Origin of the sequence: Myxococcus stipitatus DSM 14675 (assembly GCF_000331735.1) — a bacterium.
GTDB lineage: Bacteria > Myxococcota > Myxococcia > Myxococcales > Myxococcaceae > Myxococcus > Myxococcus stipitatus.
In genome coordinates this window covers 5,987,827-6,004,955 of record NC_020126.1, presented here as the reverse complement: position 1 = coordinate 6,004,955, position 17,129 = coordinate 5,987,827, and the positions used below count along the sequence as shown (strand labels likewise).

The 17,129-nt window shown below is 69.1% G+C and carries 18 protein-coding genes; 13 read left to right on the top strand and 5 right to left on the bottom strand.

The features are described from left to right. Positions 1 to 53 precede the first annotated feature (53 nt). From MYSTI_RS23165 to MYSTI_RS23135, 7 genes are all read left to right on the top strand, one after another. Positions 54 to 611 (top strand): hypothetical protein, encoded by a 558-nt coding sequence (locus MYSTI_RS23165; protein WP_015350220.1) that lies wholly within the window; start codon positions 54 to 56, stop codon positions 609 to 611. Between the two features lie 182 nt (positions 612 to 793). After that, a complete protein-coding gene (locus MYSTI_RS23160; protein ID WP_015350219.1) occupies positions 794 to 1,387 on the top strand; it encodes a FliH/SctL family protein in 594 nt (197 codons plus the stop codon). A gap of 200 nt (positions 1,388 to 1,587) precedes the next feature. Continuing rightward, positions 1,588 to 2,721: a serine/threonine-protein kinase gene (locus MYSTI_RS23155; protein ID WP_015350218.1), complete on the top strand. Its 1,134-nt coding sequence runs from the start codon at positions 1,588 to 1,590 to the stop codon at positions 2,719 to 2,721. Positions 2,722 to 2,784: 63 nt separating this feature from the next. Continuing rightward, positions 2,785 to 3,789 (top strand): dipeptidase, encoded by a 1,005-nt coding sequence (locus MYSTI_RS23150; RefSeq protein ID WP_015350217.1) that lies wholly within the window; start codon positions 2,785 to 2,787, stop codon positions 3,787 to 3,789. Positions 3,790 to 3,826: 37 nt separating this feature from the next. Next, the gene (locus MYSTI_RS23145; protein WP_015350216.1) at positions 3,827 to 4,207 is read left to right on the top strand and encodes a hypothetical protein; all 381 of its coding nucleotides are present in this window, start codon (positions 3,827 to 3,829) and stop codon (positions 4,205 to 4,207) included. 169 nt (positions 4,208 to 4,376) lie between these two features. Next, positions 4,377 to 5,846 (top strand): hypothetical protein, encoded by a 1,470-nt coding sequence (locus tag MYSTI_RS23140; protein WP_015350215.1) that lies wholly within the window; start codon positions 4,377 to 4,379, stop codon positions 5,844 to 5,846. After that, positions 5,843 to 7,018 (top strand): ARPP-2 domain-containing protein, encoded by a 1,176-nt coding sequence (locus MYSTI_RS23135; RefSeq protein WP_015350214.1) that lies wholly within the window; start codon positions 5,843 to 5,845, stop codon positions 7,016 to 7,018. The genes MYSTI_RS23140 and MYSTI_RS23135 overlap by 4 nt, the downstream gene beginning before the upstream one ends. Positions 7,019 to 7,032: 14 nt before the next feature. Here MYSTI_RS23135 and MYSTI_RS23130 read toward each other — a convergent pair whose 3' ends face one another. Next, the gene (locus MYSTI_RS23130; RefSeq protein WP_015350213.1) at positions 7,033 to 7,815 is read right to left on the bottom strand and encodes an alpha/beta fold hydrolase; all 783 of its coding nucleotides are present in this window, start codon (positions 7,813 to 7,815) and stop codon (positions 7,033 to 7,035) included. 18 nt (positions 7,816 to 7,833) lie between these two features. Continuing rightward, entirely contained in the window at positions 7,834 to 8,775 is a 942-nt protein-coding gene (gene corA, locus MYSTI_RS23125) for a magnesium/cobalt transporter CorA (RefSeq protein ID WP_015350212.1), read from the bottom strand. Between the two features lie 80 nt (positions 8,776 to 8,855). On the opposite strand from corA, the gene MYSTI_RS23120 reads away from it, so the two are divergent. Genes MYSTI_RS23120 through MYSTI_RS23110 form a run of 3 tightly spaced genes read left to right on the top strand, consistent with a single transcriptional unit; the run spans position 8,856 to position 12,041 of the window. Then, positions 8,856 to 10,016, top strand: coding sequence for a hypothetical protein (locus tag MYSTI_RS23120; RefSeq protein ID WP_015350211.1), 1,161 nt, complete (start codon positions 8,856 to 8,858; stop codon positions 10,014 to 10,016). Next, positions 10,016 to 10,840, top strand: a complete 825-nt coding sequence (locus MYSTI_RS23115) for an HAD-IIB family hydrolase (RefSeq protein WP_015350210.1) — start codon at positions 10,016 to 10,018, stop codon at positions 10,838 to 10,840. Before MYSTI_RS23120 ends, MYSTI_RS23115 begins: the two co-directional genes overlap by 1 nt. 4 nt (positions 10,841 to 10,844) lie before the next feature. Further along, positions 10,845 to 12,041: a class I SAM-dependent rRNA methyltransferase gene (locus MYSTI_RS23110; RefSeq protein WP_015350209.1), complete on the top strand. Its 1,197-nt coding sequence runs from the start codon at positions 10,845 to 10,847 to the stop codon at positions 12,039 to 12,041. 114 nt (positions 12,042 to 12,155) lie between these two features. Here the strand turns inward: MYSTI_RS23110 and MYSTI_RS23105 are convergent, their stop codons facing one another. The 3 genes from MYSTI_RS23105 to MYSTI_RS23095 all read right to left on the bottom strand — a co-directional run bounded on the left by MYSTI_RS23105 (position 12,156) and on the right by MYSTI_RS23095 (position 14,066). Further along, positions 12,156 to 12,578, bottom strand: a complete 423-nt coding sequence (locus MYSTI_RS23105; protein WP_044900563.1) for a hypothetical protein — start codon at positions 12,576 to 12,578, stop codon at positions 12,156 to 12,158. A 96-nt stretch (positions 12,579 to 12,674) separates the two neighbouring features. Further along, the gene (locus MYSTI_RS23100) at positions 12,675 to 13,100 is read right to left on the bottom strand and encodes a hypothetical protein (protein ID WP_015350207.1); all 426 of its coding nucleotides are present in this window, start codon (positions 13,098 to 13,100) and stop codon (positions 12,675 to 12,677) included. 33 nt (positions 13,101 to 13,133) lie between these two features. Then, complete coding sequence (locus tag MYSTI_RS23095; protein ID WP_015350206.1) at positions 13,134 to 14,066, bottom strand: alpha/beta hydrolase; 933 nt, start codon at positions 14,064 to 14,066, stop codon at positions 13,134 to 13,136. A gap of 259 nt (positions 14,067 to 14,325) precedes the next feature. On the opposite strand from MYSTI_RS23095, the gene MYSTI_RS23090 reads away from it, so the two are divergent. The 3 genes from MYSTI_RS23090 (at position 14,326) to MYSTI_RS23080 (ending at position 17,122) form a co-directional block, all read left to right on the top strand. Then, positions 14,326 to 14,958 (top strand): type IV pili motility protein SglT, encoded by a 633-nt coding sequence (locus tag MYSTI_RS23090; protein WP_015350205.1) that lies wholly within the window; start codon positions 14,326 to 14,328, stop codon positions 14,956 to 14,958. Positions 14,959 to 15,119: 161 nt separating this feature from the next. Continuing rightward, complete coding sequence (locus tag MYSTI_RS23085) at positions 15,120 to 16,910, top strand: S8 family serine peptidase (RefSeq protein ID WP_015350204.1); 1,791 nt, start codon at positions 15,120 to 15,122, stop codon at positions 16,908 to 16,910. Continuing rightward, positions 16,907 to 17,122 (top strand): DUF5818 domain-containing protein, encoded by a 216-nt coding sequence (locus MYSTI_RS23080; RefSeq protein WP_015350203.1) that lies wholly within the window; start codon positions 16,907 to 16,909, stop codon positions 17,120 to 17,122. The genes MYSTI_RS23085 and MYSTI_RS23080 overlap by 4 nt, the downstream gene beginning before the upstream one ends. Positions 17,123 to 17,129: the final 7 nt, after the last annotated feature.

Below are 17,129 nucleotides of genomic sequence, written 5' to 3'. Positions count from 1 at the left end.
TCTTCGTTCCCTGTTTCAGGTTCCAGGTCCCAGGTTCCAAGACGAGCCCCGACATGAAGAGACTCCTCGCGAGCGCGGCCGGCGTGGTGGTGTTCACCGTGGCCTGCACCATTGACGTGACAGACTTCACCGGCAAGACGTGCGAGACGGCCAGCGACTGTCCGGACACGCATTCCTGTGTCGCGGTGAGACAGGGGCAGGGACGCACGTGTGAGGTGCTCGGGTTGCCGGGGACTCCGGATGCGGGCGACGGGGACGCGGGGCCGGTGCCCACGTACTGCGAAGACGTGCAGCCCATCCTCGCCGCCAGCTGCGTGAGCACCTGCCACGGCGCGGACACCAGCGGGAGCGCGCAGACCACGTTCCGGCTGGACTACTACGAGCCGCCGGACGCGGGCGGACTCCCGGGCGCCTTCGCGAAGGCCGCGCGCATCCGGGCCCGCACGTCGGTATTCCAGGACATGCCGCCGACGGGGAGCGCCGTCACGCCGCCCACCGCCGCCCAGCGCGCCCTCGTCGCGAGGTGGGTGGAGGGTGGGGCGCCTTTCTGCGACGACGCGGGAAGTGGCGCGCCGGACGCGGGTTCTCCTGACGGAGGCCGCGTCCCTTAGTCGGCAGGGTTTGTTCCCATGGAGGGCAGCCGGGCGAGCAGGGGCTTCGTGCCCGGTCCGGCGCCCCTGGGTCGTCCGGCGCTCGCGCGCAAGCCCTGTGCAAGTGCGTGAGGAGCGCTCACTTTCTGCCCAACTCCGGGAGACACGCTCTCCCTTCAGCCTACGGAAAGGGGCAGGACGATATGCGCAAGCTCATGATGGCAGTGGGGGCGGTCGCGGCGCTGGCCATGGCTTCGGGCTGTAGCAAGCGGGACAACGTCGCCGAACAACGCCAGGACGTCGCAGAGGCACAGTCCGAGGCGCAGCAGAAGACGGCGGAGATCCGCCAGGACGAGCGCCAGGACATCGCGCAGGCCCAGCAGGACGCCCGCGAGGACATCGCGGAGACGCGGGGCGAGGCGAATCAGGAAGTGGCCAACGCCCAGCAGGACGTGCGGGATGAACAGAGCGACCTGGCCAAGGCCGAGCGCGAGCGCGGCGAGGACCTGGCCCAGGGTGGCTCGGGCACGACGGGGGCCGCCGCCGCGGCCACGAATGTGCAAGGGCGAGTGCTCGACACGGGCCGCGACACGCTGACCGTGGTCGACACCGTCTCCAATCGGCAGATCAAGCTGAAGACGAATGACCAGAGCCGCATCCTCCACGACAACCACCCAGTGAAGCTGGGGGACATCAAGGAGGGGGACCAGGTCCGAGCGTCCTACGTCGCGGACGGCAAGGACCTGGTGGTTCGTGAGCTGAGCATCACCCAGCCCGCCACTCCCGCCCCCAAGTAGCGCCGGGCGGGTGAGTCCTCGCCTCGCGAATGGCTCGGGAACGGCCCCCTGGAGAAGGGGGCCGTTCCTTTTTCGTCTCCCATCCATTCTGGTGGGTTGGATGGTCGTGTCAGACCTGGGTGGTAGTGGTGACTCGTGGGGTTTCCTCACGCCTTCCCAACCCTGGGGAGGACCTTCAATCCCAGGAGCAGTCACTCGAAATGGGCACCCACCACCCTGACCACCCCTCCGCCAAACCCTTCATCCTCTTCACCGCTGGGGCCACGTCGTATGAGCTCGTCCAGTACCTCGGCCTGCGTGGCTCCGGAGAGCTGCTCATCGCCCGCAGGCACTACGCGGACACGCCGGGCGACCTGGTCCTCATCAAGCGCTTGCAAGACGCGGGCGACGAGCTCGGGCGCGCGCGGCTGAGGGAAGAGGTCAAGCTGCTGATGCGCCTGTCCCATCCGGCCATCGCCCAGGTGTTCCTGGTGCGGGTGCATGAGGGCGTGCCTCACCTCGTCATGGAGTTCGTGGACGGCCAGAGCCTGGAGACGCTGGTCAGCTACGCGGCGCTGCGTCGCCGTCCGTTGTCGGAGGCGTTCACCGCCTATGTGGGGGCGGAGGTCGCGGACGCGCTCCACCACGCGCACACGCTGGAGGACGACCGGGGCCGGCCGCTGGGGCTGGTCCACCGGGACGTCAGCCCGCGTGCCTTGAGGCTGGATGGGCGGGGGTACGTGAAGCTGTCGGACTTCTCGCTGTCCTGGGCGCGGCTTCCCGGGCGTGTGGCGACCGAAGCCCATGTCGTCCGAGGAGACCTCGCCTATGCTTCGCCGGAGGCGCTCCTGCGGCGGCCGTTGGATGGGCGCTCGGACTTGTTCTCGCTGGGCGTGGTGTTGCTCGAGCTGCTCACCGGTCTGCACCTGCTGGACCTGGAGCCCGTCGAGCGCGCGGCGCTCGCGTCGGGGCCGCTGCCGGAGACGGAGCTGCTCGTGGCGGAGTCGCCCAGCTGGCTCTCCGCGCCCATGATGGCCGCGCGCATGGCGTGCTTCTCGCCACTGCACGTGGAGCAGGTGACGGCCACGGTGTCCTCGCCGCTGCGCGCCATCCTCTCGCGGCTCCTGCGGAGGGAACCGGAGGAGCGCTTCCAGACGGCCCTGGAGCTGCGGGATGCCCTGCGCGCGGTGCTGGCGGGGCGGGGGTACGCCTATGGCCCCCCGGAGGCGGCCCGTGAAGCGGCCCAGGTCCGGCAGGAGGCGCGCTCCCGGAGGCGCTCCGCGGACGTGTTGTCCTCGGAGGATGTGCGGCCCACGGCTTTCGGACCTCGTGACGCGTACGCGGCCGGGTCGTGAGCGGACGCGACATGAGGGAGTCCGCTGGTGTCATCCCGCTCGGAAGGTCAGACTCACGCGCCTATGGGCGACGTGAACGAGCTTCACCAGCGCTGGTGCATCGCGGACGGGCACGCGGACTCCCTCATGTGGAACCGGGACTTGCGCACGCGCTCCGACGAGGGGCACGTGGACTTCCCCCGGCTGCGGGCGGCGGGGGTGAAGCTTCAGTGCTTCACCATCGTCACCCGTGGCTTCCCCTTCATTGGTGGCTTCCCGGTGTTCGCCGCGTGGCGCGGCTGGCCTCGGGAGGCTCGGGCCAGCGAGTGGACCCGGGCGCTGTGGCAGATAGAGCGCATGGAGGTGTTCTGTCAGCACTCGGACGGAGCGGTGCGCATCGCCACGTCGCGGCAGGTGCTGGAGGACAACCTCTCGCAAGGGCGCCTGTCCGCGGTGCTGGGCGTGGAAGGAGGGCACGCCATCGAGGGGAAGGTGGAGCGTCTGGCCGAGCTTCACCGCCGGGGCGTTCGCTTCATGGGGCTTACCCACCTGTCCAACAACGACCTGGGGGGCTCCTCTTTTCCCATGATGGGAAACCGGGGACTGACGGGGCTGGGGCAGGAGGTGGTGGAGGAGATGGCCCGCTTGGGATTGAGCGTGGATGTGGCACACGCCTCCGAGCGCACGCTGGAGCATCTTTTTTCCCATCCCACGGTCCGCTTCTTCTGCTCACACACGGGGGTGCGGGCGGCCGGAGGCGGATGGCGCAACTTGAGCGACGCGTCCCTGCGAGTCATCGCGGACCGGGGCGGCGTGGTGGGCATCATCTTCGCCCCGGTGTACCTGGGCGGGGACTCGGTGGACGACGTGGTTCGCCACATCGAGCACGCGGTGGATGTGATGGGGGAGGAGGGCGTGGGCCTGGGCTCGGACTACGACGGCATGGTGCCGCTGCCCAAGGGGATGAAGGACGTCACGGACCTGCACTTGCTCACCACGGCACTGCTTCGCCGCCATCCGGAGTCATGGGTGGAACGAGTCATGGGCGGAAACTTCCGGCGTTTCTTCCAGTCGACACTGGGTGGTTGACCGGCGGCGGGACGCTCGAAATATTCGTTGAACGCTCATGAACCGCTCACTTCTTGCCCTCGTGTCCGTTGTTGGCTCCCTTCTCTTCACCGGTTGCGGTGGCCCCAAAGCGGGGGATGACTGCGACGGAGGTGGCTTCGTCTGCCAGGAAGCCGTCCTCGCGCTGGAGTGCCGCTCGGGCACATGGCGGGAGGTGCCTTGCCGGGGTCCGCTCGGCTGCCGCGAGTCGGACGATGCGGTGCGCTGCGATACCTCCGGCAATGACGCGGGGGATGCCTGTGCCTCCAGCGCCGAGGGCCGGGGCCTGTGCCGCCGGGATGGCAAGGCCGTGCTGGAGTGCCGCCAGGGCGTGCTGGTGGAGACCGCCTCGTGCGTCTCCTGCGTCGTGCAGAACTCCGAGGTGACGTGCCAGCCGTGAGTCGTTGAGGTCGTCAGGCCCCGTGGATTCGGGGCGTGTGGTAGCGTCGGAGCGCCGCTCGCGGGACTCCGATGCGACTTCCGAATCATGCCTTTGGAGCCTGACACGCTGGTCGTTTCACTTCTCCCCGAGCGGCGCTCATCTCTCCTGTCCGGAGGTTGTGCGCACGATGGCCGTGGCCGCCGAAGTCCGCGTCGAACAGGTCGCCCGCGAGGACCTGGTGATGTTCGTCAACGCGTGTTTCTCCTGCACGGGGCAGCGGGAGTTCTACGGTGATGCGCGGGGGCAGTCGGTCTCCATCGAGTTCCTCCACCAGTACATCCTCGGCAACTACCGGCGCCTCTACCGGCGCACGCTCGCGGCGGGCATCAACCACTTCAACCAGGCGCAGATCATCCTCAACCTGCTCGCCATCGGCAGCCCGGTGGATGTCGAGGAGCGTCGCGAGGAGGGTGCGCTCATCGCCGCCGCCCTGCGACGCCTGCCTCCTCCGCGTGCCTATCGCGTGCTGGAGTCCCTGCGCTCGCGGCGCATCAACAACCGAAGGGCCCGCGCCATCATCCGCGAGTATCTCGCGGGCCGCGCGGACCTCGCGTTCGACGCGGTGAAGTACCGCGCCAAGCTTCGGTCGACGGTCGTGCATGGCCACCTGAAGCTGGAGGGGGAGTTGGGGCCGTTCCTCTTCCACGGCTGGAAGAAGCGCGTCTACACCCAGCCGCTGCTGGAGACCTTCCGCAGGGCCCACTTCGCGCAGGAGGCGCTCTACGAGCTGCCGTACACGGTGGCGGAGGGGCTCGCGCAGAAGCACGGCGTGCCTCGGGACGTGTTCCTCCAGCGCATCGAGCCGCGATTGACGCAGGCCGAGCGCCTGCGCCTCCAGGAGTCCGCCGCGCGCGACGGCGCCGAGGTGCCCGCCGTGGACCTGTCCCGCGCGCCGCTGACGAAGCTGTGCCTCTACGTACTGGCGCTCAAGGACCCTGTCCGACTGGAGCGCCGCGAGGAGCTTCACACCGCGCTGGAGCGTGCCTCCGCGAGAGTGCTGGCGCGGGCCCCCGCGTCGCTGGGGCGCGTGGCCGCGGTGCTGGACAACAGCTATTCGTCCTCCGGCTCCATTCAGAAGCGCCGCCGTCCGCTGGGCGTCGCCCTGGCGACGCACTATCTGCTGGGCACCGCCGCGCGCGAGTACCATGCCTTCTGGACGTCCCCCGTGGACGACCCGCTGCGCGTCGTCGCGCGAGGACAGTCGGACCTGGCCACGCCGCTGCTGGAGGCCCTGGAGTGGGGCCCGGACCTGGTGGTCATCGTCTCGGATGGCTACGACAATGATCCACCGCGCGCCGTGGCCGAGCTGACGCGGGTGTTTCGCGAGCGCCTGGACCCGGGACGCCGCACGGCCCTGGTGCACGTCAATCCTGTCTTCGACGCGGACGAGTACGCGCCGCGCTCCCTGGGGGAGGCCGTGGCGACGGTGGGCGTGCGCGACGCGGAGGACGTGCCGACGGTGCTGGGCTTCGCGCGCTTCGCGGAGGGCACCGCGTCGTTGTCGGAACTGGAGCGCTATCTCGCCGCGCGGGTGGCGTCGTGGTTGGAGCACGAGCCCCGGCAGGGCGAATCCACCCGAGAGGAGGAGGCGTCATGAGCCGCGCGCGACTCATCCAACGCCTGGAGCTTCAGGGCTTGCGGCTCGCGCCCTCGCAGGTCTGGGGGCAAGTGCGGCTGGTCCCGGTGCTGAGGGACGAGGTGAGGGGGGACCTTCGCTTCGCGCAGAGGAACTACGGGGATGCGTTGTCCGAGGTGACACTCCGGAAGGAGCTGGGTGCACCGGGCCTCAAGTACATCTCGTACATTCCCCATGGCCTGGTGATGACGTGGGGCAACCGTCAGGCGGAAGCCGTCTACGGCACGCGACTGCAGTCCCAGGACCACAAGAAGGTGGAGGCAGGCCCGGTCTCCGTCCGCCTGCTGCACCGCATGGTGCACCGCGAGGACCGCAACCAGTTGCGCATGTTGCCGCTCCACCTCGCGATGGAGGGCTTCCTGACCCGCTACTTCGGCGGACCGGACATCGCGTGGTCCGAGTACTCGAAGGACGGCTTGTCGCGCGGGCTGAATCCGCGCAGCGAGGCGTCGATTCCTGGCTGGGCCAGCTTCGCGTTGGACGGTGCGTTGCGCACCTTCGAGCTCCATGAGCGGCAGGTGGGGCTGTTGCTCTTCAACGCGGACGAGCTGCTCTCGGCCTTCATCGTCGCGCACCCGTATGACTATCGCTGTCTGCACCGCACGTTGCTCGAGGACTTCTACGGCGACCTGCTGTTGCAGTACGGCTACCTCCAGGTGGCGGGAGATATCGGGCTGCGCCTCGACGCGAGCCAGGTGGCCAGTGTCGCGGACCTCCGAGCGCAGGTGGCGCGCATGCGCGAGGACTGGGGCGCGTTCCATGGCCTCCTGTCGGGAGGTCTGTTCGGCGTGGAGGTGACGGCGCGGAAGGTCTACGAGGCCGGGCCCTTCCTCCTCCAGCACTTCCACACGAGCCTCGTGCCCTCCGAGGAGAACCACATGGGCGAGGCCATCACGGGGCCGGACGGGACGCTGGAGTACCTCAAGACCTACCGGCTCTCCGCGGCCCAGACGCGCCGGGCGTACCTGCTGCAACAACTGGCCAACTCACAGTGGAACCTGGATGACACCGCGACGGCCTTGGGCTCCACCCGGTCGGACCTGGTGGTGCGGCTGGCCAACGCGGGCTTCGGCTATCTGCTCAAGGGCCACGTGCTCGAGGAGGCCCAGCGCTCCCACGCGCGAGGCCGTTGAGCCGCCCTTCTTCGTCAGAGGGATGAGAGGAACGAGTCGAGCACGGCGTTGACGCGCTCGGGCTGCTCCTGGTTGGCCAGATGCGCGGCGCCGGGGATGACCTCCAGCCGGGCGCCGGTGATGAGGTCCACCAACTGCTTCGCCTTCTCCAGCGGGGTGATGGGGTCCTTCTCGCCCACGACCACCAGCGCCGGACCCGCGTAGCGCGCGAGGATGTCCTTGCTGTCCGGCCGCAGCGCCATGCCCCGCTGCGCGGCGGCGATGCCCTCTCGGGAGGCCGCGCGCATGAGGGCCTCCACCTGTTGCCCCACGGAGGAGGAGGGGCCTTCGGCGATCAGCTTGGGCAGGAGCGCTTGGATGAGGGGGTCCACGCCCTTCTCCAGGGCCTCGAGCGCGGAGGCTTCCCGCCGGGCCTTGCCCGCGTCGTCATCCGCCGTGCACTGCGTGTTCATCAACACGAGGCCGGCCACGCGTCCCGCGTCCTCGCGCAGCAGGGCCATGGCCGCGTAGCCGCCCATGGAGACGCCGCCCACCACCGCGCGGTCGATGTTCAGCGCGTCGAGGAGGGCCAGCGCGTCCTCGGCGATGCGCGACATCCGCGTGGGGCCCTCACCGGGCTTGCTCTGCCCGAAGCCTCGGATGTCCGGGACGATGAAGCGATAGCGCGAGGAGAGCGCGTTCACCTGCGCGTCGAAGGCGCCGCCGTGGAGGGGAAAGGCGTGAAGCAGCAGCACCGCCGGGCCCAGGCCCACGTCGCGGTAGTGCAGGGGGAGTCCATCCACGGTGAAGGTCGGCATGTGTCCTCGTGAGAGCGCTCAGAGCCACTGCTTGTGCTTGAACCAGAAGAACAAGCTGATGGGCAGGGCGATGATCATCACCCACATGGCGATGTAGTAGCCCGTGCCGGACAGGGCATCGAAGTTCTGCCCGAAGAATCCGACGATGAACGAGAGCGGCAGGAAGATGGTGGCGAAGATGGTGAGCTGCTTGGTGATGTCGTTCGTCTTGTTCGCCACCATGGACAGGTAGCCGTCCATCACGTTGCCCAGGATGTCCCGCCCGGAGTCGATCTGCTCGTACAGCCGCACCAGGTGGTCATACACGTCGCGGAAGTAGAGCGTGGAGCGCTCATCCACATGGGGAATCCCGCGCCGCGCCAGGAGCCCCACCACGTCCCGCTGCGGCGAGAGCACGCGGCGCAACTGCACCAGCATCCGCTTCATCTCGAAGATGCGTTGCAGGTGGGACTTCTCCGCCTTCTCGAAGATGGAGACCTCCAGGTCCTCCAGCTCGTCGCTGAAGCTGTCGAGGATGGGGAACTGCGCATCCACGAGCGCGTCCGCCATCAGGTACAGCATGAAGTCCGTGCCGCGTCCCAAGGTCGCCGCCGGGTCCTGGCGCACGCGCTGGATGATGGTCTCCAGCCCCACGAAGGGCAGCTCGTGCACGCTGATGATCCACTCCTTCGCGAGGAAGAAGTGGTGCTCATGCATCGTCAGGTCGCACACGTTCTTGCCGGCCGTGAAGCCCTGGAGCACGACGAAGACGTGGTTGGGGTACTCCTCCAGCTTGGGGCGCTGGTCCAGGTGGAGGCAGTCCTCGACGGCGAGCTTGTGGAGACCGAAGCGCTCGGCCAGCCGGGCCATGGTCGCCTCGTCCGGCTGGAGGACGTCCACCCACTTGCGGCCGTCTTCTCCGAGCAGCTCCTCACCCCCGGTGAAGAGGGTTCCGTCCCTGAACAGACAGACCTGAATCATCCCGTAGCGCTCCCGGGCCTTGCGGCGCGGCCCCAGTCCGAGTGCTAGAACTCCCCCGCGCGGAAGTCGAGCGCTAGAGTGTGCCCCCCGTGTCCGCTGACGCTGAAAACCCGCAGACCTCATTGACCCCGAGGCTGGAAGAGCTCCTCCAAGCCCACTCCGACGGCGCCTTCGCCGGCCGGTTGCGAAAGGTGTATGCCGCCGCTGCCCAGGCCATTGGCCGGCTGAGCGACATGGACCTGGTGAAGTACGAAACGCCGGTGGTGGACTCCAGCCCCGACCTGTCCCTGTGGGAGGAGATGGCGCCTGTCATCCGGGACACGGTGATGGACGTCAACGCCCTGCTCAACGTCATCCGTGAGCAGTTCCCCGCCCAGCCCGCGGCCAACGTCGCGGACCTGGTGAACAGCGGGCGCGCGCGCGAGCCGGCGATGATGCTCCACGACGCGATGACCCAGCTGGCCCAGGGCGTCACGCAGCTGGGCGAGGCGATGCGCAACCCCTCCGTCGTGAGCGACCGCTGGACGTTGCTGGCGGAGATCCAACGCTTCCGCGCGCGCTTCCGCGAGCAGGTCAGCAACCTCGTCTTCGAGACGGCGAGCAGCTTCGGTGAAGTGACGCGCGCGCAGGTCGTCCCGGGGCACGAGGCGGAGGTGAAGGCCGCCGTCACCGTGCGGGCCATCACCGCGGACCTGGGGCGCATCCTGTCCGCGCGGCTCAACAAGGTCCGTGACGCCGAGCCCGAGGACGTGCAGTGGAACGCGCAGCAGCTCCAGACGGAGATGGATGCCTTCGGCCGCACCGCCGCGTACCGGAACCTGCGCGCGCAGGACAAGCGACACATCGTCGAGATGCGCGCGGAGGTGGGGCGACTGGCGATTCTCTCCAACCCCGTGCGAGCGGACCTGCTCAAGGTGGTGGGGGAGCTGGAGGCGTTCGTTCGCGGCCTGGCCGCGGTGAACCAGCGGCAGATCCTCATCATCCATGACCGCGAGGTGTGGGCCGCCTGCGGCGTGACGCTGGAGCGCGGCCTGTCGCTGGTGGACTCCGACGAACCCGTGGCCGCGAAGATGCTGGCGGAGGCGGCGACCCGTGCTCAGTCGCTCTATGGGCGGGCCTCGGACATGGATGCGTTCCTGCGCAAGGCGCGCAAGCAGCCGCTGGCCCAGCTCACGGGCCCGGAGCTGCGGGTCACCATCGAAATCTTCCAGGGGCTGCTCGCCCAACTGGACGGGATGTGATGACGGCGCACAGCGAGGGGATGGTTCCGCGCCCGCTGCGCGAGGCGGACCTGTCCCGCGTCGAAGGTGTCTTCACGGACGTGGATGGCACGCTGACGACGGGGCACCGGCTGCGCGCGGACACCGTGCGAGCGTTGGAGCGGCTGTCCGCCGCGGGCCTCCGGGTGGTGCTGGTGAGCGGCCGGCCGGCGGGCTGGGGCGAGGCCTGGGCGCGGCAGCTCCCCGTGGATGGCGTCATCGTGGAGAACGGTGGGCTGTTCTTCCTGCGAGGCGCTCGAGGGCTGCGCAAGGTGTACCTGGAGCCGCCCGCCGAGCGGGTGGAGAACCGGAAGCGCCTTCAGCGGGAGGTCTCCCGGGTGTTGAAGCAGGTGCCCGGGGCTCGGCTGTCGGTGGACAGCACGTACACGGAAGTGGACCTGGCCGTGGACTACAACGAGGAGGCCCGGCTGGGGGATGAGGGAGCCGCGCGCATCGAGTCGTTGCTGCGGGCGCGCGGGGTGACGGCGGTCCGCTCGTCGGTGCATGTGAACTGCTGGCTGGGGCGGTTCGACAAGCTGAGCGCGACGAAGCGCTTCGCACGGGTGGCGTGGGGGGAGAAGCTGCAGCCCCGGGACGGCCGCTACGTGTACGTAGGGGATTCTTTCAACGACGCCCCGATGTTCCAGGCCTTCGGTCTGGGAGTGGGCGTGGCCAACGTGCGCGCGGTGCTGGACCGCATCGACGCGCCGCCGGCCTTCATTACCCGGGCGGCCGAGGGAAAGGGCTTCGAGGAACTGGCCCGAGCCCTCCTTGCCCGGCGGGGCCGAGGGGCCCTCGAGGAGTGACACCGTGAATGTCGTGAAGCTGGAGCTGGCGCGTGGACTGGGACGTCACCTGCGCGCGGGACACCCGTGGGTGTTTCGCAAGGCGCTGGAGCACGTGCCGAGGATTCCCGCTGGCAGCGTGGTGGACCTGACGGAGAACGGGAAGTTCGTCGCGCGGGGGTACTACGACCCGCACTCGGCCATCGCGGTGCGCGTGCTGACGCGAGACCCGCGGGACACCGTGGACTCGAACTTCATCGCGCGCCGGGTCAAGCGGGCCCTGTCCGAGCGCCAGGCGCTCATCGACCTGACGGACACGGACAGCTACCGCCTGATTCATGGTGAAGGTGACGGCCTGCCAGGCGTGGTGGTGGACCTCTACGCGGGCTGGGCGGTGATGAAGCTGTACTCTGCGGGGCTCACGCCGTATCGGCCGCTCATCGTCGAGGCGCTGAAGGCCGGAGTGCCGGGGCTCAAGGGCATCGTCGGTCGCGACGAAGTGGCGCGCGACGACGTGGAAGAGGACGAGGGCCGTGGCTCGGGGCGCATGTTGTACGGGCCCGATGCGCCCGAGCAGATCGCCATCCGTGAGCGCGGCGCCACCTTCATGGTGGACGTGTGGAAGGGGCAGAAGACCGGCTTCTTCCTGGACCAGCGCGAGAACCGTCACCTCATCCGGCGGCTGGCCAAGGGCCGGGACGTGCTCAACTGCTTCAGCTTCAGCGGTGGCTTCTCCGTGAACGCGGCGCTGGGAGGCGCGAACAGCGTGTTCTCGGTGGACCTGGACGCGGAGGCCATCGCCCTGGCGCGAGAGAACTTCACGCGCAACGGGCTGCCGGCGGAGAAGCACGACTTCCTCGCGGCGGACGTGTTCAAGGTCATCCAGTCGTTCAAGGAGGAGGGGCGCACCTTCGACCTGCTCATCCTGGATCCACCGGCCTTCGCGAAGAGCCAGCGCGCGGTGCAGGCGGCCATTGACGGGTATGCCTCGCTCAACCGGCAGGCGCTGGCGATTCTCCGTCCGGGAGGCCTCCTGGCGACGGCGTCGTGCTCGGCGCGCGTGAGCCCGGACGAGTTCATGGGCGCGGTGCGCGAGGCCGGCTTCAAGGCGGGCGTCGACCTGGCGCTCGTCGAGGAGCGCTACCAGCCGCCGGACCACCCGGTGCGGCTCCAGTTCCCCGAGGGCAAGTACCTCAAGTTCTACGTGCTCCAGGCGGTGTAGTCGGGAGCACCGTGCCAGGGACGGCCCAGGAGGTTGGCTGGGCCTTCCCGGGGGGGCAGGGCGAGTCGGAAGGCCCCGCGCTCCAGGCACGCATCTGAAGCGCGCCTGCGCGGCTCAGGTGCCGAAGACGCGCGAGGCCACGCGGTCCAGGACGGTGGAGCCCCAGTCGAGGCTGGCCTTCATCAGCCGCTCCATGTCCTTCGAGAACGTGGAGCCCGCGGGCATCTGGGCGTAGTCGCGGCTCAGGAAGAGGCACTTGGACTCCGTCTCGAAGTCCACCGTGCCGCCGCCCGCGTCCGTGCCCTCCTGTGCCTCCGCGCGGAAGCCGTCGATGACGCCTGGCTTGGGGTCTTCGCGGAAGCGGTAGACGAGCGCGCTGCACTCGAGTTGCTGCGTGTCTTCGTGGTGCTCGAAGTAGAGCTGGGCGCCGCCCACCATGGCGCCACCCAGGCCGTTCTCGTTGAGGCCCTTGCTCATGCCCGCGCCCTGCGACTGCAGGAACCAGCGGACGAGCTCCCGCGCGGCCTCGCGAGTCATCGGGCCGCCCGGCGGAGGAGGGGGCTTCGCCATCCCGATGGTGGCGAGCAACCACTGGAGGTGGCGGGAGAATCCGAGGGCCATGTGCGTGGGCCTCTACTTCGCGGGGATGACCTTCGACGCGACGCGCTCGAACACGTCGTTGCCCCAGACGAGGCTCGCCGCCATCAGCTTGCTCAGCTCGGAGGCGAACACCAGGTCGATGGGGGCCGTCGAGTATGAGCGGCTGAGGAAGAGGCTCTTGCTCTCGGACTCGAAGTCCACGGAGCCGCCGCCCGCGTCCGTCCCGGCCTTCTGCTCGTCGCGGAAGCCGTCCAGCACCCCGGGGCGGGGCGCATCGCGGAAGCGGTAGATGAGGGCGCTGCACTTGAGCGCGCCCGTGTCGGCGGAGTGCTCGAAGTAGAGCTGCGCCTCGCCCACCGCGACACCGCCAAGCCCGTTGGGATTGAGCCCGGGGCTCAGGTGCTCTCCCTGAGCCCGCATGTACGACTGAACCAGTTGCGTCGCCTCGTCACGCGTCATGGGCTGGGTTTACCACGACTGACGGAGGGACGGTCAGAACTGGCCGGCGCGGGCCTGCTCGAAGGGCACGCGGTGATTCAGGTACGTGTCGCTCAGCGAGTGGGCACCGTTGAAGATGTTGCCCTCGGAGAAGTAGTGCACCTTGGCGTCCTTGCCGGCGTGACGCAGCAGGTCTCCCGGCGTCCAGCCCTTGGTGCCGAGGCCGAAGATGTTGGGGACCGGGTCGCGCTTGTTGATGTAGTGCACGTACTGGGGACCGTCCGGATAGGTGCTGGCGGCGGCGCCGAAGGTCTCCACCTTCAGGCGGCTCATCGTCTGCTCCACCTGCGACTTGGACATCCCGTCTTCGATGCGCAGCCGGCGCGCCACGTCGTTCAGCGCACGCGACGTGATGAGCCCACCCTGGCTGTGCCCGATGAGGTGCACGTCACGGCCGGCCTTCAGCTCGCCGTAGATGGTGTCCGCCAGCGTGTCGACGGCAGGGTTCTTGCCCTTGTCCATCTTGTCCTTCACGCACTGGAGCAGGTCGGAGATGGTGCCCTCGGTCGCGTTGTGGACGCCGATGGCGCGCATGCCCGTCCGGTCGGCAATCGCTTGCAGGTCGTTGCTCTGACCGCTCTTATCCGTGCGGATGCCGTTGGTGTAGATGACGGTGCCCGTCGCGTTCGGGTTGTTCCGCGGCGTGACGGCGGGAATGTCGCGCAGGGGCGTACCGGGCTCGAACGTCTGGCCATTCGCGCCCACCAGCTTGCCGTCGTAGACCTTGTCCTTCGAGCCCGCGGGCGCGGTGAACACGCCCGTCGCCTTCGCGCTGCCCTTCGCCGTGCCGCCGTCGAAGCCATCCACCACGCGCTGCGCCGGCTGCCGCACCGTCGAGGTCGCCACCGCGCCAGCGTCCGTCGAACGGGCCACGGAAGTACGGGGGCTGGTTCCGACGAGGCTACGGCCGCGCTCGATGGTGCTCATGCTGGAAGGCTCCTGCGGACAAACGAGGGAGGAAAATATGTCCTTGAAACATTCTCCCTGCCCACCGTCGGAAGTTGCGCGCAAATACAATCATTCGTTGGGATCATCGTGCCTCGGCGCGCTGCGTCGTGCGTCAAAGCAAGACGACTTGTTGCGTCATCCGCTCTCGCGCGAGAATTGTCGCGGTGCGGCACCGAGGATGGGGTCGCGGCGGACACGGGTGTTTCGGCGGGGCGTGTGGGCCCCTAAGGTGCGCGGCATGGTGCAGAAAGGTCAGTTCCTCGAGCGCTCCACCCTGATTCCCGTGGGGACCGAGGTGATGGAGGGCACGGCGCATCGCGGCAAGCACAAGCCTCCGCTGTTGATCCTCCCTCCGCGGCCCGACGAGGGCGGGGGCATGGATCACGTCATCGCCGCGGAGCTCGCGTGGGCGGCGGCCAGCGCCGGGTTCCCCACGCTGCGCTTCAACCACCGAGGGGTGGGCGCGAGTCAGGGCGCTCGGGGGACGGGCGAGGCCCTCCTCGAGGACGCGGAGGCGGCCATGCGGGTCCTGCTGGAGAACGCCGACACGACCGCGGTGGCCGTCGCTTCGCTCCACGGGGGGGCCCAGGTGGCCCTGGCGCTCCAGGCGCGCTTCCCCGCGGTCGGGGGCTTGTGTCTGGTGGCGCCGGCGGACGTGGAGGTCTCCGCGCTGGGCCGGGTGACGTGTTCGTTGCTGGTGGTGCAGGGGGAGGAGGACGCGCGGCTGCCTCGGGCGGCGGTGTCGGCCTCGGTTGCCCGGGCAGGGGGCGACTTCGAGGTCATCGACGACGCCGGCGTGACGTTCCAGCGCAACCTGTCCCAGGTGGGGAGGGTGGTCTCCCACTGGCTCCAGCGGCTCTCCGGCGGTTGACCGATGCCCTGCAACCCACCGGACTTCTTCACATTTCTCCATCTTCCCGCCCTTGCACGCCGGGAGATGGGACGTACAGACTGTGTGGGCAGACCCAATCGTTTCCTCGTTCGTTCGTAGGGTCTTCCGGAAGCGTGCCTCGTTCTTCAAGGAGTAGCCCGATGCGGATGGTGCGATGGACCCTGGGTGGAGCCGCGTTGGCGCTGGCCGTGACGGTGGCGCCCGCGTGCAAGTCCGCCGAAAGCGAAGCCGCTTCACCGCCGCCCGCCTCGTTGGAGGCCGTGGACGCGGTTCCCCACGCCATCGTCGTGGACTTCAAGGACGGCACCACCCCGGCGGAGTTCGATGCCTGGGAGTCGGACTGGGGCGTGGACCTGGAGCTCAACTCCGTGGAGAGCGCCGACGAGGCCCTCACCGTCGCGGTGGGCGTGGACGACGTGGAGGGCGTGCTCGCGAGGATCCGCCAGCACCCCAGCGTCGAGTCCGCCGAGCCGCTCATGGAGGTCCGCGCCAGCTTCACGCCGAACGACCCGAGCTACACGCGGCAGTGGAACCTGCGGATGATCGACATGCCCAAGGCCTGGGAGCGCGGCCGGGGCAAGGGCGTGGTGGTGGCGGTCCTGGACACGGGCATCGCCTACGAGGACCACGAGGACTTCAAGCAGGTGCCGGACCTGCAAGGTGTGAAGTTCGTTCCGGGCTACGACTTCGTGAACGACGACGAGCACGCCAACGACGACCACGGGCACGGCACGCACGTGGCGGGCACCATTGCCCAGGCCACCAACAACGGCGAGGGCGTGGCGGGTGTGGCCTTCGAGGCGACGCTGATGCCGGTGAAGGTGCTCAACCACTTCGGCGGCGGCAACACCGCGGACATCGCGGACGCCATCCGCTTCGCGGCGGACAAGGGCGCCAACGTCATCAACCTGTCGCTGGGCGGCGGAGGCTACTCGCAGGTGATGGCCAGCGCGGTGGAGTACGCGCGCAAGAAGGGCGTCACCGTGGTGGCCGCCGCGGGCAACGGTGGGCGGGCGCAGGTGGAGTTCCCCGCGGCCTATCCGGGCGCGGTGGCGGTGTCGGCGGTGGGGCCGGATGGCGCGCTGGCGCCGTACTCGTCCTACGGCAAGGAGCTGGATATCGCCGCGCCCGGGGGTGACAAGCGTCGGGGTGACGAGGGCGGCATCCTCCAGAACACCATCGACCCGAGAGACCCCTCGCGCGCCGTCTACGCCTCGTACCAGGGCACCAGCATGGCCACGCCTCATGTGGCCGCGGTCGCCGCGATGCTGTACGGCGCGGGCGCGAAGGGGCCGGATGAAGTGGAGAAGGCGCTCTATGCCGGCGCCGCGAAGGTGGCGGACCAGGCATGGACCGAGCAGTACGGCCACGGTCTGCTCAACGCGGAGGCCTCGCTCGCCTCGCTGGGCGGCGGCATGTCGCGCTGGCCGCCCTTGTACTGGGCGCTGGGCCTGCTCGCCTTCGTGCTCCTGACGCTGCGAGGCCGTGAGCGCCCTGGCTACCTCAACGCGCTCCTGCGCCCGGCCTTCCTCGTGCCGCTGGTCCTGTCCACGGTGGGCGTGTACTTCGTCCGCGTGTGGTTCGCGAGCACGGAAGGTGTCGCGGGGCAGGTGACGCAGATGATCTCCCTGCCCATCCCGGATTGGGAGCGCATCATCTTCGGGCGGGGCGCGGTGAACCCGCTGTTCTACAGCGCGCTCATCCCCATCATCGTGTCGCTGCCGGCCATCGGCTGGAAGGGCCTGCGCCCCGCGGTGGGCGGCCTGGCGCTGGGCTTCGCGGGCTTCCTGGCGTACTCGGCCTGGGCGGGTGCGCCCGCGCTGTCGTGGATGCCTTTCGCGTTCCTCGCGAAGCCGTGGCTGGGCATCAACACCGTCCTCTGCCTCGTGGTGGCGCGCGCCATGCTCAAGAAGGACGAGGTCGCGCCGTGAAGCTCTCCGGGCGCGTGGTCTTCCGGGACGTCGAGACGGGCGTCTGGGTCCTGGAGGGGGACGACGGCAAGACGTACCAGCTCGCTGGCGGCGACCGGAAGATCAAGAAGGACGGCCAGCGCATCGAGGCCGAGGGCCGCGTGGACACCGACATGCTCACCACCGCGATGGTGGGCCCTGTCTTCCACGTGAGCTCGTACCGCTTCGTGTGAGGCGCGG